18 protein-coding genes are annotated in these 18,927 nt (G+C 38.5%); 13 read left to right on the forward strand and 5 right to left on the reverse strand.

What is annotated here, in order from left to right:
* Positions 1-66: 66 nt before the first annotated feature.
* The 4 genes from CH362_RS09715 (at position 67) to CH362_RS09730 (ending at position 3,821) form a co-directional block, all read left to right on the forward strand.
* The gene (locus CH362_RS09715; RefSeq protein ID WP_244280538.1) at positions 67-642 is read left to right on the forward strand and encodes a hypothetical protein; all 576 of its coding nucleotides are present in this window, start codon (positions 67-69) and stop codon (positions 640-642) included.
* Between the two features lie 105 nt (positions 643-747).
* Positions 748-1,368 (forward strand): hypothetical protein, encoded by a 621-nt coding sequence (locus CH362_RS09720; RefSeq protein ID WP_100710148.1) that lies wholly within the window; start codon positions 748-750, stop codon positions 1,366-1,368.
* Positions 1,369-1,849: 481 nt separating this feature from the next.
* Positions 1,850-2,824 (forward strand): NAD(P)-dependent alcohol dehydrogenase, encoded by a 975-nt coding sequence (locus CH362_RS09725; RefSeq protein WP_100710149.1) that lies wholly within the window; start codon positions 1,850-1,852, stop codon positions 2,822-2,824.
* Between the two features lie 40 nt (positions 2,825-2,864).
* Positions 2,865-3,821, forward strand: a complete 957-nt coding sequence (locus tag CH362_RS09730; protein WP_100710150.1) for a cytochrome c — start codon at positions 2,865-2,867, stop codon at positions 3,819-3,821.
* 40 nt (positions 3,822-3,861) lie between these two features.
* On the opposite strand, the gene CH362_RS09735 is transcribed toward CH362_RS09730, so the two are convergent.
* Positions 3,862-6,360: a cation-translocating P-type ATPase gene (locus CH362_RS09735; protein WP_100710151.1), complete on the reverse strand. Its 2,499-nt coding sequence runs from the start codon at positions 6,358-6,360 to the stop codon at positions 3,862-3,864.
* Positions 6,361-6,363: 3 nt separating this feature from the next.
* Positions 6,364-6,573 (reverse strand): YgaP family membrane protein, encoded by a 210-nt coding sequence (locus CH362_RS09740; protein ID WP_100710152.1) that lies wholly within the window; start codon positions 6,571-6,573, stop codon positions 6,364-6,366.
* A gap of 130 nt (positions 6,574-6,703) precedes the next feature.
* On the opposite strand from CH362_RS09740, the gene CH362_RS09745 reads away from it, so the two are divergent.
* Both CH362_RS09745 and galE read left to right on the forward strand, forming a co-directional pair.
* Positions 6,704-7,264 carry an ion transporter gene (locus tag CH362_RS09745; protein ID WP_100710153.1) on the forward strand — a complete coding sequence of 187 codons (561 nt, stop codon included), beginning with the start codon at positions 6,704-6,706 and terminating at the stop codon, positions 7,262-7,264.
* 58 nt (positions 7,265-7,322) lie between these two features.
* Positions 7,323-8,294, forward strand: coding sequence for a UDP-glucose 4-epimerase GalE (gene galE, locus CH362_RS09750; RefSeq protein WP_100710154.1), 972 nt, complete (start codon positions 7,323-7,325; stop codon positions 8,292-8,294).
* A gap of 57 nt (positions 8,295-8,351) precedes the next feature.
* On the opposite strand, the gene CH362_RS09755 is transcribed toward galE, so the two are convergent.
* The gene (locus tag CH362_RS09755) at positions 8,352-10,004 is read right to left on the reverse strand and encodes a thiol-activated cytolysin family protein (RefSeq protein WP_100710155.1); all 1,653 of its coding nucleotides are present in this window, start codon (positions 10,002-10,004) and stop codon (positions 8,352-8,354) included.
* Between the two features lie 320 nt (positions 10,005-10,324).
* A complete protein-coding gene (gene fbp, locus CH362_RS09760) occupies positions 10,325-11,344 on the reverse strand; it encodes a class 1 fructose-bisphosphatase (RefSeq protein WP_100710156.1) in 1,020 nt (339 codons plus the stop codon).
* A 117-nt stretch (positions 11,345-11,461) separates the two neighbouring features.
* On the opposite strand from fbp, the gene CH362_RS09765 reads away from it, so the two are divergent.
* From CH362_RS09765 to rpoD, 7 genes are all read left to right on the forward strand, one after another.
* Positions 11,462-11,884: a hypothetical protein gene (locus CH362_RS09765; RefSeq protein ID WP_100710157.1), complete on the forward strand. Its 423-nt coding sequence runs from the start codon at positions 11,462-11,464 to the stop codon at positions 11,882-11,884.
* Between the two features lie 62 nt (positions 11,885-11,946).
* Complete coding sequence (locus CH362_RS09770; RefSeq protein ID WP_100710254.1) at positions 11,947-12,162, forward strand: hypothetical protein; 216 nt, start codon at positions 11,947-11,949, stop codon at positions 12,160-12,162.
* Positions 12,163-12,229: 67 nt separating this feature from the next.
* Complete coding sequence (locus CH362_RS09775) at positions 12,230-12,694, forward strand: DUF6789 family protein (protein WP_100710158.1); 465 nt, start codon at positions 12,230-12,232, stop codon at positions 12,692-12,694.
* Positions 12,695-12,895: 201 nt separating this feature from the next.
* A complete protein-coding gene (gene rpsU / locus CH362_RS09780) occupies positions 12,896-13,105 on the forward strand; it encodes a 30S ribosomal protein S21 (protein ID WP_008591132.1) in 210 nt (69 codons plus the stop codon).
* Between the two features lie 38 nt (positions 13,106-13,143).
* Complete coding sequence (locus tag CH362_RS09785; RefSeq protein ID WP_100710159.1) at positions 13,144-13,593, forward strand: GatB/YqeY domain-containing protein; 450 nt, start codon at positions 13,144-13,146, stop codon at positions 13,591-13,593.
* Between the two features lie 10 nt (positions 13,594-13,603).
* A complete protein-coding gene (gene dnaG / locus CH362_RS09790; RefSeq protein ID WP_100710160.1) occupies positions 13,604-15,394 on the forward strand; it encodes a DNA primase in 1,791 nt (596 codons plus the stop codon).
* Positions 15,395-15,409: 15 nt separating this feature from the next.
* Positions 15,410-17,176 carry an RNA polymerase sigma factor RpoD gene (rpoD, locus tag CH362_RS09795; RefSeq protein WP_086448759.1) on the forward strand — a complete coding sequence of 589 codons (1,767 nt, stop codon included), beginning with the start codon at positions 15,410-15,412 and terminating at the stop codon, positions 17,174-17,176.
* Between the two features lie 139 nt (positions 17,177-17,315).
* Here the strand turns inward: rpoD and CH362_RS09800 are convergent, their stop codons facing one another.
* A complete protein-coding gene (locus CH362_RS09800; protein ID WP_100710161.1) occupies positions 17,316-18,923 on the reverse strand; it encodes a glycerol-3-phosphate dehydrogenase/oxidase in 1,608 nt (535 codons plus the stop codon).
* Positions 18,924-18,927 lie beyond the last annotated feature (4 nt).

Below are 18,927 nucleotides of genomic sequence, written 5' to 3' on the forward strand. Positions count from 1 at the left end.
AGCATTCCTATCGGACTGTCGATACAAGCCACTGAAACGACCGGAATTCCATGCGGAAGGAAGTTTGTGAATCGATTGTTGATATTTATTTTTTCTATTTTGCTTATTATGAACTGTAGAGGTAATATTTTGTATTGGCAACATATACCGAATTCAGTTTTCGAGTCGAAAAATAACTTTATTAAAATCTATTTGCCAAAGGAATTTTCTGATGAAACTCAAAGGCTTTCCTATAAGGAATATATGATAGCTGTATTGAGAGAAGAAAAGGGAACCGTATTTGAAAGAAGAGTTTTAATAAATCCAGATAGAGGACTGAATTTTTTCAAGCTTTGGAACGATCACGAACAATTCAGATTCCCTGCAGGATGTGAATTGGTTTTTCCTATATATGGCGGGGAAAATAAATACGAGGTTCGTCTCGGGAAATATTTGCATGGGTATACCACCAAAATATTTAAAGATGTCAACCTTCCTGAAAACCAATCTCTTAGAATAACTCTTCATTATAAAGGGTTTCCATATCCTGAACCAAAAAATTGGGACGAGCGACAAGTCAATGCCGGGCATACCTTGCTTACTTTAACAGCTAATATAGAAAGTAGCTTTTTAGCAAGTAACTATGAAAAATGCACATTTTAATCAAAGGATTGAAGAAGCATTGCAACAGATACAATTTCATACTATTCAAGAACACGGGGTTAAGTCTTGGCTTTTCTTACCGTATAGCCGCTCCGGAGGATCATTGTGAAGAAGCAAATAAAATTCAATAAGTTGATAGTATTACTGCATTTTACGTGCTTAATGAATTGTCTTCATTGGGGTCCGATTGGACCAAACTATAAGTATCAAGAATTAGGAAATTTTTCGAATTCTTATATAGTTTTTAAATTACCGAGCCTGGAGAACGGATTTAAAAACGGAGATGATTTCCTTAGTTCAGCGACAGACAAGAAAACATATTTCGTTTCTGTTTTTATAGACAACGAAGAATTGCTTCCGTCTGCTTGCGTTAATCCGGAATACGGATATTGGCGAAATTTTTATAAAGATTTTAATTCTTTACCACAAATTATTAGAAATGAACCGAGATTTAATTTTTTGCCCGATTGCGAATATTTTTTACCTATTCCAAGCGGAAAGAATCGGTTTAAAGTAAAAGTCTACAATAGAAATAAAGCGCCTGTCGGCGGCGGTGAAATTTCTCGGTCCATTGACGTACCTGCAAATTTTTCCATTAGGATTAATTTAAAGGACCCTCGCGGTAATAAGATCGAAGGTACGGAAAATCGCTTTGCACTTGACGCCGGAATTTCTTTAGACTTGGAACCAAGTGTAAATCGCGATAGTTTTTCGAATTGTCGTTGAAGTCGCTTTGGGAAATTCTCGGATAATATTCAATAAGATCACTAAATGAAAAAAACCAACTTAATTCTTACATTATTACTATTATTGAATTTGTTTGTGAATTGTCTAGTTACAAACAATTGGTAAAATTATTTAATAGCTAGTGATAAAAATAGTCCTTTTATAATTCCGTTTTCTCTCCTTGTCCTTATGAGCATAATTAATTGTTCACCAATTCAAAAGCCATTTGGAGAAGACTTCCGCATAAAATAGAAAATTTACTAAGAAATAGAATTCGGTTGAAAACTTTCATTGAGCAGAATTCTTTTGTCGAAGAGATAAAAATCTGTAAATTTGAGTAGTCTCCTTTTATACTCGCTTTTTTAATTGTTTCTTCTATATTACCTCTGTGCAGATTGGAACGGAATAATAAGAAATAATTTCTCCTTACAATTTCTTTCTACCAGGTCTGAATTTGAAGGTGCCTGGTATAAATATAGCAATGAAAGCAATAATATACGAGAAGTACGGATCTTCTGATGTACTTCAATATAAAGAAGTGCAAAAGCCTGTTCCTAAGGATAATGAGATCCTCATAAAGGTAAGAGCCGCTTCTGTGAACGCAGCGGATTGGCGCATGATGAAAGCAGATCCTTTTCTTGTTCGCTTTTATGCAGGTCTCTTTAAACCAAAAAAAATTTCGATATTAGGTGCAGATGTTGCCGGAACTGTAGAAGCTATTGGAAAGAGTGTTACAAAATTCAATCCTGGTAATGAAGTTTTCGGAGATGTTTTTGCAAGCGGCTTTGGAGCCTTTGCGGAATACAAATGTGGTAAAGAAGATGAGTTTGTTTTAAAACCATCTAATGTATCTTTCGAAGATGCTGCCGCTTTACCTTTGGCTGGAATGACCGCTTTACATTCTTTGCGAGATTTTGGTAAGATAGAAGCAGGACAAAAAGTTCTGATAAATGGAGCATCTGGAGGTGTTGGAACCTTCGCAATACAACTCGCAAAATATTTCGGTGCTGATGTGACTGCTGTTTGTAGCACTTCTAAAATGGATCAATCGATATCGCTTGGAGCAGATCATGTGATCGACTATACCAAGGAAGACTTTATCCAAAACGGAAAAAAATACGATCTCATCATTGGTGTAAATGGATATCGAACACTTTCCGAATACAAGAGTTCCTTAAGTCCCAAAGGTCGGTATGTAATGGCTGGAGGTGGCACAGCCCAATTATTCCAAGCCTTACTTTTGGGACCTTTTATCTCCCTAAGTGGTAGCCAAAAGATTATTGCTGCTTCTTCCGAGCCGAATCAAAAGGATCTTCTATTTTTATCAGACTTATTGAAGTCAGGAAAAATCAAGTCCGTAATAGATAGACGATACAAATTGGAAGAAGTTCCGCAAGCTATCCAATACGTTGAACAAGGCCACGCCGCTGGTAAAGTAATCATAACAGTATCATAAATCTGTGTTGATTGATTAGAAAAATATAAAGGAACTGTGAATGAAGAAAATCCTGAAGCTTATTGGAGTATTAATTATCCTTTTACCGGTTTCGGTGATTGGGTTTTTATATTTTAAATTTCCGAATGTCGAACCAGCTCAAGAAATTTCTGCAGGAAATAGTGTAGAGCGAATACAAAGAGGAAAGTATCTTGCAAACCATGTATCAGCCTGCATGGATTGTCATTCCATCCGAGAATGGTCAAAATTTTCCGGTCCATTGATTCCTAAAACATTGGGAGAAGGTGGAGAAGTTTTTGATCAAAAGCTTGGATTTCCCGGCTCTTTCGTTGCACCAAATATTACTCCAAGTGCATTAGGTAAATGGACAGACGGGGAAATTCTAAGAGCGATTTCCAGTGGGATCAATAAAGAAGGAAATGCATTATTTCCGGTTATGCCTCACCCAGCTTACGGACAGATGGATAAAGAAGATCTAATTTCTATTATATCTTACTTAAGAAGTTTGGAGCCTATAGAAAAGAAAAATCCTAGCTCCAAACCTGATTTTCCATTTAACTTGATCTTAAGAACAATACCTATTCCTGCAAAATTTGGAAAACTTCCTGATAAAAAAGATAAGGTTGCTTATGGGAAATATCTGTTTGTTGCGGCTGCTTGCACTGAATGTCATACAAAACAAGATAAAGGAAAGCCGATTGAAGGTATGGAACTAGCTGGAGGATTTGAATTTCCTTTAGGAAATGGAACCAAAATTATTTCTGCAAATCTTACTCCAGATAAAGAAACAGGACTTGGCAATTGGACAGAAGCTCAGTTTGTTAAAAGATTTAAGAGTATGGAGCTTCCTAAATATAAAGCTCATCCTGTGAAAGATGGAGAATTCCAAACAATTATGCCTTGGACAATGTATGCAGGAATGAATGAGGAAGATCTTGCAGCTATGTTTGCTTACTTGCAAACTGTTCCTTCTATCAAAAATAAAATTACTAACTAATTATAGTTTAAGGAGAAGGGAGGAATTCTCCCTTCTTCCTTTATCTGAAAAATCGGATCTTTCTCACTTCGAAAACGAGACCCGAAATAAGTCCTAATAAAATAGAGAAAATTACCCACTCTATCGGAATTCTCTGAAAGCCAAATAATCTAAGACTGAATTCAAATTGGAAACTTGCAATTAGTGTAGAAGCTGCTAAAAAGAAAATCCAGAAGACACTGGAATGCAAAGATCTTAATATAGAAATAAATCCACCCTTATGAGTTAAATTTGTAAGCATCAAACTGAAATTGGATACAACTAGAAAGATAAAGCCAGAAGAGCGAATTTGATTCTCGTTAATACCTTTTTCCTGCATCCAGAAATTCATAGATAATAATATGATCAAAACGACTGCACCTTGGAAAAACGATAATGTAAATCGAGATAATGTAATTAGGCTAGAATTCTTTCTTCGCGGGCTTGAATAACGATCTCCTTTTTCCAAATCCAATGATTCAAAGACAATAGAGCATGTTGGATCTATAATTAGTTCCAATAGTAAAATATGTGCAGGAAAGAAGAAGATTGGATCTCCTGTAAAAGCGGGAAGCAGAGACATTCCTATAATTGGTATATGAACGGATAGAATATAAGAAACGCTTTTTTGTATATTCTCATAGATCCTTCTTCCTAAAAATACAGACTTAACTATGGAGGAAAAATTGTCGTCGAGCAACACGAGATCCGAAGCTTCTCTCGCAACGTCTGTCCCCCTTTTTCCCATGGAGATCCCAATATGAGCCGCTTGTAGAGCGAGTGCATCGTTCACTCCGTCTCCAGTCATTGCGACTATTTCTCCCTTTTTCTGGAAGGCTCTGACAATCTTTAATTTCTGTGCTGGCTTGATCCTTGAAAAAATTCCGACTGTATTTAATTTGGAATCTAACTCCTCTTCACTAAGTTTTTCTAACTCATCTCCAGTTATACTTTCTTTATGATCTTGTAATCCTATTTTAGAAGCTACTGCCTTTGCAGTTCCTGAATGATCCCCTGTGATGATTATAACCCTGATCCCAGCTCGTATACATTCCGAAACGGAAGAGGGCACAGTTTCTCTGATAGGATCTTCTAATAAGATCAGACCTAAAAATTCGAATGTAAGATCATGTTGGTTATCGGGCAGAGAAGAATTTACTATCCTGGATCTTGCGACTCCTATAGCTCGATATCCTTGTAGAGAATATTTTTCGGTGATCTTCTCCCAATAGGAGGTTTTTTCTTCTGAAAAATGGCAGAGATCGAATATCGCTTCTGGGGCACCTTTCGTGCCGATCACAAATGTTCCAGGTTCTTCTGAATTCCAAGCATAACTAAGTGCAAGTAGCTTCGGAGAAAGTGGATATTCTTTTTCTAAGGTCCAGTCTGTATGAAGATGTTCCGTGTCATATAAAAGATTGAACCCCAATTCTCTGATGGCTTTTTCCATTGGATCAAACGGATCTTTTTTGGAAGCAAGAATTGAGAATTCTAAAAGTAGATGGAATTCTTCTTCAACCTCAGGAGTTTTAAATTCGAATAAACTATTTTCCGACGAAGAAACTAAACCTCTAACTTTCATTTGGTTTTCGGTTAAGGTTCCTGTTTTATCGACGCATAATACGGTTGCGGCTCCTAATGACTCAATAGAGTTTAACCTTCTTGTTAAAACTCCACTTTTAGAAATTCTCCAAGCTCCTAAGGAAAAGAAGATACTCAGCACAACTGGTATTTCTTCCGGTAATACTGCCATTAGAAATGTAAGTGCAGCCAGAACAGCATGCATCCAATTTCCATTTCGTATTCCAAGGCCATAGGTGAGAAAAATAGAAATTACTAATGCACCTAAAAAGAAGAATGTAGTGAATCTTTTGGCTTCTTTCTGGAGAGGACTTTCGGATTCTGAAATTTCTCCCATTTCTCTTCCGATAGACCCAATATACGTGGAGTCTCCAGTGAATAATACTTTAAAGATACCTTCTCCGGAAACGATCTTTGTTCCGGAGTATACTTTCTGTGATTCAGAATAAGGTCCTTTGTTGTTTGGATCTGTTTCTTCCTTTAAAACTGGGATGGATTCCCCTGTTAAAAGGGACTCATCCGAATGTAGATTCAATCCATCAACTAAGTAACCGTCAGCAGGTACCTTATCTCCTTCTGATAAAAATACCAGATCTCCAGGCACGATGAATGCAGAATCTATCTCAATTTTCTTTCCTGATCTGATCACCTTGGCCCGCAAAGGAGAAAGTTTTCTGAGAGATTCCAAAGCTTTTTCAGATTTGTTCTTTTGATAGATTGTGAGCGAAATAACAGCGATCACTGCAATGGAAAGTGTAATCGCTTCTTCTAAGTTTCCCAGTAATGCATAGATAAAACCGCAGGCCAATAATAACGAGAGCATTGGCTCTGCGAGAATAGAAAGGCTTATCCTCCAAAAAGATGTTTTTTTAAGTTTGGATTCGTTTGGTCCAAACTTTTGTAGAAGTTCAGATGCTTGCTGAAAACTTAAACCTTCCAAATGTTAAGATTTTTTAGAATGGGTACGAGTATTCCAACCAAATAATGTATAAATTGGACACCAAGCTATAATTCCAGTTGCTAGTATTACAAAACCGACTGCAAAAATCCCAATCTTATATAAATCTTCTATATAAAATGCCCATGTAATTAAGGAGGTTCCTAAGATTACTCTGAATGCTCTGTCCCAAAAATTTGAATTTATAAATTTCATATTGAACACCTATTGACTATATCTCTGTAAAAAATATTCTTCTATTTTAAGTCTTTGTCAATGATTGGACGGATGTTTATCTATTATAACGTAATGATAAATATCATAGGCATTTAAACTTGGAAGTACCATGAAAATTGATCGTTATATTATCACCACTATACTCAAAACATCCATAGAGTATGTATTTATCCTTTCTTTAGGGATACTTCTGATCTTCTTGGATGAAATCGAATTTGCAGGTTTGGAGATAAAATATCTTATACTGACGCTTGCAGGTTTCAAATCCTGTTATTTCTTTATTAAAGGTTTTAGAAGGATCTCTGAATTTTCAGGATTAGATTTGAAGTATTATGAATTTCTGGTATTTATTGCATTTAATATCAGTGTAATCGTTTTATCTTTTGGTTTTGATTATCTTTGTATTTATAAAACAGATTTGAGTTCATTCTCTGGGATTCCACAGGGTTTGAGTAATGGTTCCTTATTTTTTAAATTTTTATATTTCAGTCTAATGATCTTCACAAATATCGGGATTATCAAAATTGTTCCGGAAAGTACTGAGGCAGAGATTTTGGTAATTTTTGAAGCAATTCTATCTTTTATCACGATCATCTTTATTCTATCTGATTTTATTAGTCTAAAAGAATCCTTGTCTAGCTCTTCTCATAAGAACGGAGATGATACCTAAGAACGCCTCAAATTCCCTTTTACAATTTCGATCCTTCTGAAATACATGTAAAAGCTTTATGAAAAAAATTCTGATCACAGGTGGAGCCGGATATATTGGCTCCCATATGAATAAATATCTCCATAAATTAGGTGTGGATACGGTAGTATTCGATAATCTTTCCAATGGTCATGAGAAAGCAGTCAAGTGGGGAAAGTTTTTCAAAGGAGATCTACTAAATAAAGCGGACCTGGAGCGTGTATTTACCGAACACGAATTCGAAGCCGTCATTCATTTTGCAGCATTAGCATATGTGGGAGAATCAGTTACAGATCCTCAAAAATATTATATTAATAATGTAATGGGCACTCTCCAACTTTTGGAAGCTATGCGAAATCATGGGGTCAAATATTTTATATTCTCTTCTACCTGCGCTACGTATGGTGCTGTTACAGAAGTTCCAATCTTAGAAACTACTCCGCAAGATCCGATCAATCCTTATGGGCAGTCCAAGCTAATGATCGAAAAAATTTTGGCGGACTATTCGCACGCATACGACTTAAAGTTTGTAGCACTTCGTTATTTTAATGCTTCCGGTTCCGATTTGGATATTGGGGAAGAGCATGATCCAGAGACACATCTACTTCCTATAGTGATTGAAAAAGCATTAGGAAAAAGAGATTCACTTACAGTGAACGGAAATGATTACGATACCCAAGACGGGACTGCAGTTCGAGATTATATTCATGTAATGGATTTGGCCCAGGCTCATCATCTCGGATTGGAATATCTAAAAAAAGGTGGGGCATCGGATTTCTTCAATCTGGGAACAGGGCAAGGATTTTCTATTTTGGAGATTATCAAAACGGTGGAGAAGGTTTCTCGCGTGCAGATACCTTACAAAATCGGTCCCAGAAGAGAAGGGGATCCTGCTAAATTGATCGCAGACAATACCAAAGCCAAAAAGGTTTTGGGTTGGGATCCTAAATTTGCAAAAATAGAAGATATAGTTTTTAGCGCCTGGGAGTTTCACAAAAACCATTCTCATTAAAAAGAAAAGGCTTCTTCCCCGATTAGAGAAGAAGCCTAAAAGATCGGTTAATAGTGATTACATTTCCGGAGTTTCGTTTTCTTCTATAATGGACCAAGCACCAGTAATCTTATTCAGTTTATATTTATAAGTTAACTGCTTACCGCAGGTGCTTATACTTCTGTTCAGACTACGAGTCCTTAATACAGTTCCATTCAGTTTCAAATCTATATCCAAAGCAGTTCCGAAACAATTCGAGTTATACAATTCCACTGTGAACTCATGCTCTGAACCAACGCTCATTGCATTATTCAAATTTATCTCAGGTCCTGTATAAACATCAGCTTCCGGATTTGTAGAGAAGAATTCTTGTCCATCCATTAGGAAACGAACCTTATCATCCACTTTTCCAAGTTTTGCAGTAAATACTTGCGGATTTTCTGAATAAGTTGCTTCACAATCTCTTTGGTCATAGACTGTAGTGTAACTCATTTTAGCTACAGATCTATCTTTCAGATAGTTCAATGTATATGCGATAGGAACCCCAGGGTTTGCTGCGGAATAGTTTGCGGCTTCCGGATTTGCTAAGAAATTACGGATAGCTTGGTACATACTTCCTGGCGTAGCGGAATCAGCAGCGCTGATGGGAGCCAGAGCTAAACCTGCATTTCCACCTCTTACAAAGTAAGCAATTCTAGTTCTGTCTAAAACTTGCTCATGAGTTACGGAAACTTCTCCGCCTATTGGAGGAACCGGAGAAACAGCTGAAAGAATTCCTGGATCCCAAGCTACTTCTAATGCTGTTTTAACTTGGAGAGCTGTGTATTCTGATTCCAAAAGGAAATAAACCGCTCTACCATAAGATACTTTAGAAACGTATAATGGAGGGTTGTTTGCAGAAATCTGACCTTCCGGATCTTGGAAGTTTGCTCCATCTCTAAATACGGAAGTGGAAAGTGTAGGATCTTCGAAGTTTACGTCGTAGAACTTTTGAGTGAACTTCATTAAAATATAGTTCTTTTTGCCAAGATTGTCTATTCCAAGGCTGACCTTTAGGCCGACATCAGAGAAACGAGCATCCAATCCAAGATTGAATAAAAGGTGATTTTCATTATAAACTTGCTCTACGCTAAAGGAAGCATCTGCTGCAGTTCCTACAACATCTGTAGATAGAATATCTTGGATCCCTTGTTGGATATTAGATGCACTAACCTGAGGCAATTCCTTAGAGTAGATCGCGTTTGGAGAAAGTTTCAGACCAGTTAGGAAAATTTTGCCGCCTGATCTTGGAATAGTAACTGGAGTATAACCTCCTGCTTCTAAAAACTTACCTTGCAATACCGCGCCTGGATAAAGCACCTCAGAACCTTGGTTCAGGATTGCTCTGTCCACAAGACTTCTTACTTCGGAAGCTCCCCACTTAGTAGTGGTACAGGCATAATGGCCAGTTTTAGAATCAGGGACTGGGATACCTGCTGGAAAAGGAGAAATTGCTTCCTTACTGGAAGAAGAAAGAGCCTGCCCATAAGAAGGTTCTGTATATAATGAGCCTGCATCCGCAATTTTAACTGCTCCAGGACCTGTTTCGTCTACATGTTTAGAAGAGCCTGAGCTTCCTAAAAGACCAAGTAAACCGCTTAAGTTGGATTGATTTGGGGAACAACTCGCTAAGTATCCAGCGGCTAAAACCACTGCCACAGAAGGTTTGATCCAATTTTTCACTATCTTCATTTCTTTCAAAATACCTTGTTTCTACTTCGAACACCTACAGATATATCTGCCCAAATTCTTGTAGCAAGCGCTAAAATAAATTCATGATATTTTTGTTTATTATTAAAACATAATATATAAGAAGAATGCAGAACGGAATGTAAGTCTTCTTTATATAAAGTAAGAGAAGGCCGGAAATATAAGTAAAAATTAAGCGCTTATTTTTCTGGCCAATTTTAAGGGAAATTTGAAGTAGAAGATGAGTTAAAAAAGAAGAAGGTTAAGTAAAAGCGGACCTTCTGCCTGCAAAGCAGACAAGGAAGATCCGCGAAAGTATATTATTATTTTATAAAGGTTAAGAAATGCTCCACTTCTTTTTTGGAACCAACTACGAATGTGGTTCTTTCATGTAGTTCTTCTGGTTCCAGATCCAGGATCCTTTTACCTTCAACAGTAACTGCCATTCCACCAGCTTGTTCTGCAATCAAAGCCATAGGTGCAACTTCATATAAAAGTCTAAGTTTTCCCTTAGGATATTTAGAAGATTTAGTATCGTTTGGATATAGGAAGATCCCACCTTTCAGTAGGTTTCTATGGAAGTCTGCAACAAGAGAGCCAATATAACGTAGAGATTGAGGTTTACGTCCGCCTTCGATAGATTTGATATTTCGGATATAATTTTTGACTTCATCCGACCAATAATCATAATTACCTTCGTTGATAGAATATATCCCGCCAGACTCAGGCATTTTCATTTCTGGGTGAGATAGAATAAATTCTCCGCAAGATGGATCTAATGTAAAACCAGAGACACCTTTTCCAACACAAAGAACAAGCATGGTAGAAGATCCGTAAACGATATATCCTGCAGCTCTTTGTTTAGATCCTTTTTGTAAAAGATCTTCTTTGGTTCCTGGAGTTCCTTGTGGAGAAGTTCTTAAATGGACTGAAAAAATAGTACCGATAGAAACGTTTGCATCAATATTAGAAGAACCATCCAGAGGATCTATAGCGATCGTATATTTTCCGATCTTATAACCTGTTGGGATTGTAATAACATCTTCCTGTTCTTCACTTCCCATTACACATAAGTGGCCACAACGAGTAAGTGTATGAGTGAAAATTTTGTCCGCGTATTCATCCAGTTTCATAACTGTTTCGCCCTGGACATTCGTTTGGTCTGTTGCCCCTAAAATATTTTCTAAAAGACCAGCTTTTCTAACTTCTCTAGAAACAATTTTTGCGGCGTATACGAGATGGCTCATGAGTGCCGTAAAATCCCCGGTAGCTTGGGGAAGTTTGAGTTGTTCCTCGATTAAATATTGGGAAAGACTCATTAATTGGGTAGGGTGGGCGCTCACGGCTTATTCTCCTTTTAGCTTTTAAGCTATACCGGATATAAAATCGCTCCTGGGCAGGTTGACAAGCCTGAAAAAATTGGTTTTTAGAGGGATATCCGGTCGATATTTCTAAAAGAGATGGAAACAGCGAATCAGAAAGAGCCTATCCCGGATGTGTTTGAAGAGTTTACAAACCAGTTCTTACGTGATGTTAAAAATTCACTCAGCACTGAAATGGTTCTGACTCATTTTTATTTCCAGGATCTTTCCCAGTATTTCAAACTACTTGGAGAACAAAAATCAGGCGAAATTGTAGAAGAATTAAAATCAGTTATCCAAGCCCATCTTCGCCCGTACGATAAATTATATGTTTTGAATTCCAGGTCCTTCTTAACTTTTTGCCCTGATTGCAGATTGGATATTGTAAAAAGTAGATTCGACGAAGTGATTTTCCAAGTAAACCATCTGATCATAGATTACGAGATCCGCTTTTTAGAGATCACAGAACCTCTGGATTCTTTCCAGCCGGTTTACGAAAAACTTCTAAAAGCACATTTCTAAAAAAAAACTCTATCGTGAAAATGAACGGTTGTACCGTAAATCAAAACGTAGTGGGGGAGAAGATGAAAGATAGAGCGAAACAATTTAAGGCAACCCTGGAACGTTATATTAGCTACAGGGGAATTGATATCATCCTCACTCTAAAAGACGGAACCGTAATTGAGCTAGATAAAAACAGAAAAATGAAAGGTGACGTGGTCATCAAAAACGGCGATTTCGGAATCGAAGCCGAAATTGAAATTTCCTCCATCCAAAAAGCGGATTTTTTTGCTGCTTAAATCAATCTTTAGTTCTTGTCTGACCTAATTTTCTAGACTACAATTCTTCCCCGCGAGCGGAGGAATTATGGAAGCAATAGGATTGATCTTCGTGGCCGGTTTTGTCGGAACCATTTGTATGTCCCTTTCCATGTGGTCCATTCATTACGCAGGATCTGTAAATGCAGATATGATCCGAGCCGTAGGAAGTTTTTTCACAAAGGATATGAGTAAGGCCCTAATTCCAGGGATAATCACTCATGTTATAGTTGGGGTACTATTTGCATTTCCGTATGCATTCCTGATCAGCCTGGCTCCTCATATTTTGATCGCTTCTATTGTAACAGGAGGGGCAGTGGGATTCTTCCACGGATATTTGGTAGGATTCCTTTTAGTGGTACTCGTAGCCAGAAATCACCCTTTAGAACAGTTTAGAGAGGCGGGGATCAGTGTTGCTGCTGCTCACGTCTTCGGACATTTGGTTTACGGAGTTGGACTTGGAGTCATACTTGGTTTATACGGGTATAACTGGACCTCCATTTTGGCCATATAAGGTCATTTTGGGGTTTTATAGGTTTCAGGCCAGAAAATCGGCCAAATGACCTTGACTTCCAACCCAGTCAACAGAAATTAGTAAATACGGGGTACTTTGTCCCCAGACTCCGGACCTTTGCAATTTGCAGTGGTCGGTATCGTTTTTTTGCGATATTGTTTATCCGGTCCTAAAACAATCCAAACAGGAGAACTCCACCGAATGGTAGGAATCATTGTAAAGGAAGGCGAGTCCATCGAATCCGCTCTCAAACGTTTTAAGAGAGATTGCGCTAACGCCGGAATCATGAGCGAGATCAAAAGACGTGAATTCTACGAAAAGCCTAGCATCAAAAAGAAAAAGGCTTTAGAATCCGCAAAACGCAAATTAGAAAAGAAAAAACGTCTCTTCTCCCGTAAAGACCGCGGTTAATCCCCGGTCTTAGGTTCCTAAGAGATAGGGGAACGGGCATGTCCCTGCAATTAAAAATTAATACCGACCTGAAAGAGGCCATGAAAGCAAAACAGGAGCCTCTTCTCTCCACTTTACGCCTACTCAAGGCTGACATCCAATACGAGCTTACGAAAAACGGAGCCCAGGAATTGAGCGATGAACAAGTCATCGTTTTGATAAAACGGAGCTATGTAAAACGTACTGATGCAATTCAGATGTACGAAAAAGCAAATCGTAATGATCTCGCGGATAAAGAAAAAGGTGAAGCTGAAGTTTTAAAATCATATCTTCCACCTGATGTGCCTGAAGATCAAATCGTTGCCGCTGTAGAAAAATTCGTCATAGAACTCGGAGCTTCCGGGCCCAAAGACATAGGAAAGGTTATGGGAAAAGTTATGGCAGAGTTTAAAGGCGCGAACATAGACGGATCAAAGGTTTCTGCGATCGTAAAATCTAAACTTTCCTAAGCGGGTTACCTTGCAGTTCCAAAGGGAATTTATCGACCGTATTCGTAGGGAAGTTCCCATCGAAAGTTTTATCAGTCGATTTGTACCCTTACAAAAAAGAGGGAGAAATATGGTGGGCCTATGTCCATTCCACCAAGAAAAATCTCCTTCTTTTAACGTTTCAATAGATAAACAATTCTATCATTGTTTTGGGTGTAAAGCATCCGGAGATCTATTCCAATTCGTAATGAGTTACGAAAGAGTAGATTTCCAAAGAGCGAAAGAAATTCTTTCTGAGTATTCAGGAATTCCAATCCAGGAAAAAGCAAAAGAAGAAATAGAAAGAACGGAAACTTTATACAAAGTAAATAAGAAGGCTCTACTTTTCTTTCAAGAAAATCTGCGAGGACCACAGGGGCTTGCAGCAAGAGAATATTTGAATTCCAGAGATCTTGGAGATGAGATCCAAAAATCTTTCCAACTTGGCTATGCTCCAGGTGGATTTAATCATTTAACCGGAAAAGTTTTTAATACTAAAGAAGAAATCAAGGCTGCTCTAGAAGTGGGCCTTATCCGCGAATCTGAAAAAGGAAAAGAACCTTATGATTTTTTCAGAGACCGGATCATGTTCCCAGTTTTTGATCTTTCTGGCAGAGTAATCGCATTTTCAGGAAGAATTTTAGGCCCAGGAAAAGAGTCTAAATATGTGAACAGTCCAGCTTCTTCCATATTTGATAAAGGAAGAACATTTTATCATCTTCACCAGGCAAAAGAATCCATCCAGAAATCCAGAACCTCAATTTTAGTGGAGGGATATTTGGATGTGATCGGTCTCGTAGATAAGGGCTTGGAAAATACAGTCGCGTGTATGGGAACGGCTGTGACTGAAAATCATATCCGGACCATGAAAAAATTCTCGGACAAATTCCTTCTGGTTTTGGACGGAGACTCTGCGGGTAGAAAGGGTGCACTTCATGCAGCGGAACTTTGCCTTAAGGAGGGCCTGGATTGTTTTGTTATATTATTGCCGGAAGGAAAGGATCCTTTCGATCTTTCTAAAGAATTGAATCGCCAAGAATTGCATAAACTTTTGGAAAACCAAATCCCTGCTTCTTCCTTTGTCGTAGAAGAACTTTTGGATAAGGCGGATTCTCGAGCTCTTCCTGAAAAGAAGAGAAGGGCATTGGATAATCTTTACCAATTCCTGAAAGGATTCAATAGGGACTCCGATAAGGAGTTTTTCTTAGGTCTCGGGGCGAGAAGGCTCGGGATCAGTATGGATGCAGTTTTACGAGATTATAAGGGTGGAGGAGCCAAGTTTGCCTCTCCAGGGTCCGATAATAGTAAGGATAAATCCGCCAAACGTGTATCAGGCCCGAATCCTGCGGAAAAATGCGAAAGAGAGGTCATAGCCTTACTCGTTAAGGCTAATCATTTATTCCGTTTTTCCGAAGAATTATCCGGGTTGGAATTCTTAGACTCTAAAAGTGCGTTTTTATGGGACTTTATATATACGAGATACGCAAGCGAGGAAGAAGTTTCTCCCGCGTCTGTTATTTCTTCAGAGATCCCAAACGAATTTAAGGAATCCATAGCTCCTTTTCTGATCTCAGAAGCGGATATGAGTCCTGAAGATTCCGTGAAGGTGTTTAAAGGATTACTAAATCAACAGAAACTTTTCGTGATCGATAAGAGAATGGAAGAGTTGGATTCGGGCTCACCAATGGATGATCCCGAACATTTTACTAAACTGGCATATTATAAGACCGAGAAATCTAAATTATTGGAATTCATCCGTAATGAAAACTCGGGCGTAAGATAGATAGGGGACCGCAGAATGGAAAATCTACAGAGCATGCCGGAAGTGCAGAAGATCATCGCGATAGGAAAAGCAAATAGCGAAATTTCCTACGACGAGATCAATGAGATACTTCCGGATAAGATCTTAAACTCAGAGAAGATTGATGATGTATTCACTCTTCTTCATGAGATGGGAATAGAGATCGTAGAAGAATATACTAGGAAATCTTTGGAGCCGGCTACTTCTATCCTGCCTAAAGATGATCCGGCTCTTCCGGTCAAACCAGCACGCAAAAAGAAAGAAACTGCTTCTTCTGCAGGTGGTTCAGAAGACCCAATCCGTCTTTACCTAAAAGAGATCGGAAAGGTAAATTTGATCTCAGGAGAAACGGAAGTATTCCTCGCTAAAAAAATTGAGAAGGGCGAGAAGATCATAGAGGAAACCATTTTAGGTTCTTCTATCCTTAGAGCGAACTTCATCAAACTTCTTCCTAAGATCCGTAGTAAAAAGACTAAGGTGTATGATCTTGTTAGAGTAGACAAGATGTACGCGATGAACGCGGAAGAAGCTAAAAAGTTAGAAGAACTTTTTTTCAAAAACATCTCTGTCATCCAAGAACAGGAAAAAGTTTTACAAGAAGCTCAATCCAGGATCCGCAAATATTCTGAGAACTCTAAAAAGTTCAAAGAGTTCAAAGAGAAAATTGATATTTCTAAAGGTATCATTGATACCGCTGTTAGGGAACTTGGAGTTTCTCAAAAAGAGATCCAGAAAATTTCCCAAAAGATCAAATCTATGGTCTTCAGGATCAAGGAGATTGATCGTCACTTCTTAAAGATCAAAGCTCAATACGGTTACGACGTTAAAGATATCAAAGCATTTAACCGTTTCATCGAGAAGAATGAAAAGTTAGAAGATATTGAAAAGATGATGGGAGTCTCTATAGACGAGGTTCGCGAAGTCATCAAAGATATTCGTAATAATGAGCGTAAACTTCGCCGCATGGAACAGGAAGCTGGTTCTTCTGTCCAAGAGATCAAGGACTGGGGCGAAAAGATCATCAAAGGTGAGAGAGAGATCGCTCAAGCCAAAAAGGAACTTGTAAAAGCAAACCTAAGACTTGTGGTTTCAATCGCAAAACGTTATGCAAACCGAGGAATGCATTTCTTCGATTTGATCCAAGAAGGGAATATTGGCCTTATCAAGGCTGTAGACAAATTCGAGTATAAGAAAGGATATAAATTCTCCACTTATGCGACTTGGTGGATCCGTCAGGCAATCACCCGTGCCATTTCAGACCAAGCAAGAACGATCCGAGTTCCAGTTCACATGATTGAACAAGTGAATAAGGTAATTCGTGAAACTCGTTTGTTTGTTCAAGAATTTGGTAGAGATCCTTCCAATGAAGAAATTGCAGAACGTTTAGGCTGGCCTGTTCAAAAAGTAAAAGCAGTTAAAAACGTTGCAAGAGAGCCAATCTCTTTAGAGATCCCGGTTGGTTCCGAAGAAGATTCTGAACTCGGAGACTTTATCGAGGATAAGGATGTAGAATCTCCAGTGAACTCTGCAGCTTCGAGCATTCTTGCAGAACAGATCAGACAAGTTTTACATACTCTTCCTGCAAGGGAACAGAAAGTAATTCGTATGCGTTTCGGTCTGGATGATGGTTATCCTCAAACCTTGGAAGAGGTTGGTTATCAATTTAAGGTAACCAGGGAAAGGATCCGTCAGATCGAAGCAAAAGCACTTCGAAGACTACGTCACCCTTCTCGATCTAAAAAACTGAGAGACTATATCGATTAAGAGACACAGAGCGGAAAAAAGCCTCAGAGGTTTTTGCGCACAGAGACACAAAGTCACGGAGTGATTTAATTAAAATAAATCCTCTGCGTCTCCGTGCCTCTGTGTGAGACAACGCTGTGTCTCTTTTAAACTCTGTGTCTTATTTACCGTCGTAAGTAGAACGCAGAGATTCGATTAACTCTAATGCTTCTGCTTCTTTTTCCTTCCTAAAAGCCTCTTTCCAACCTAATTGTTTAGCCAAAATTTTAGAGACTGGTGTTGCTAATTTTGCTGAAAGTTTCAGATCTAAGAATTGTATTCTGAATCTTCTCGCAAGGACGTCAGTGACTGTGAGTGCGAATTCTTCTTTTGCGAACCATTCCACTTCTTCTTGGAAATATTCCACACCTTTAAAGAGAGGAGTTGGTTTTTTGCCTAGGATGATGAAAACTTCTCCGCCATAAAAGTTTTGGAGACGTTTTGCAGAAGTTTCACTTACCTTATACATTTTCTGGATCTCTTTGTATAAGTTTTCGGAATATCCTACTTTTCCCGGGAATGCGTATTTTGCAGTTCTGCTTGTTCCGAAGTCTTCTAATCCGCCTTCTTTCAAAACTCTATCGATCAGGTCCTCAGACATTTTTCTGTAAGTAGACCATTTTCCTCCTCCCATAGTGATGAGTCCGGAAGAAGAGACTAAGATCACTTCTTCTCTGGAAATACTTTTTGTATCTTGGTTCCCTTCTGGTGAGATGAGAGGTCTGATCCCTGAGAATACTGAGATGATTTCTTTTCTTTGAAGCGGTTTTGCTAAATAATCAGAACCTGTTTGTAGTAGGAACTCCACTTCTGATTCTAATGGAAGTGGATCTTGGCTTACTTCGTGGATCGGAGTATCTGTGGTTCCTAAGATTATATGGTCTTCCCAAGGAATGATAAATACAACTCGCCCGTCTTTTGTTTTAGGAATGATGAGTGCAGTATTACAAGGAATGGTTTCTTTTTTGAAAACTAAATGAATTCCTTGGCTCGGAGAAAGTACACGGTAGGTTCTTGGATCGTCCTTTAAACGAATATCGTCCACCCAAGGTCCGGTTGCGTTCACTACAACTTTCGCTTTTACATTATAGGTTTCTCCACTTAAGAGGTCCTTTACTTTTCCACCGGTAATTTTGCCGTCCTTCTTCTGGAAAGATAGAAGTTCAGTTTGGTTCAGTACTAGAGCGCCTTCTTTAGAAGCGGCACGAGCTAAATTTACGTTCAGTCTTGCGTCATTGAATTGAGAATCGTAATATAAAATCCCGCCTGTTAATCCCTTGGTCTGGAGAGCAGGAAAATCTTTTTCTACTTCTTCTTTGGAAACTCTTTTGTGAGAAGGTAGATTTCCTTTCCATGCGAGAATATCGTACATAGTCATTCCGATACTGTAATACGGTTTTTCGTATAGTTTGTATGTGGGAAGAATGAATGGAAGTGGTTTGACCAGGTGAGGCGCATTGTCCAAAAGTCTTTGTCTTTCTGTGAGTGCCTCGTGAATTAGTTTGAAATGGAATTGGGCGAGATAACGAACCCCTCCATGTATTAGTTTTGTGGAACGTGAAGAAGTTCCAGAAGCAAAATCTGATTTTTCTAAAAGTGCAACTTTTAGTCCACGGAGGCTCGCGTCCAGGGCAGCTCCGGCTCCAGTGGCTCCACCCCCCAAAATCAAGAGGTCGAATTGTTCTTCTTTTAATTTTTCAAACCGGCTTTTGCGATCGTGTTTTTGCATGTAC

It is taken from the genome of Leptospira saintgironsiae, from assembly GCF_002811765.1.
GTDB classification, from domain to species: domain Bacteria; phylum Spirochaetota; class Leptospiria; order Leptospirales; family Leptospiraceae; genus Leptospira_B; species Leptospira_B saintgironsiae.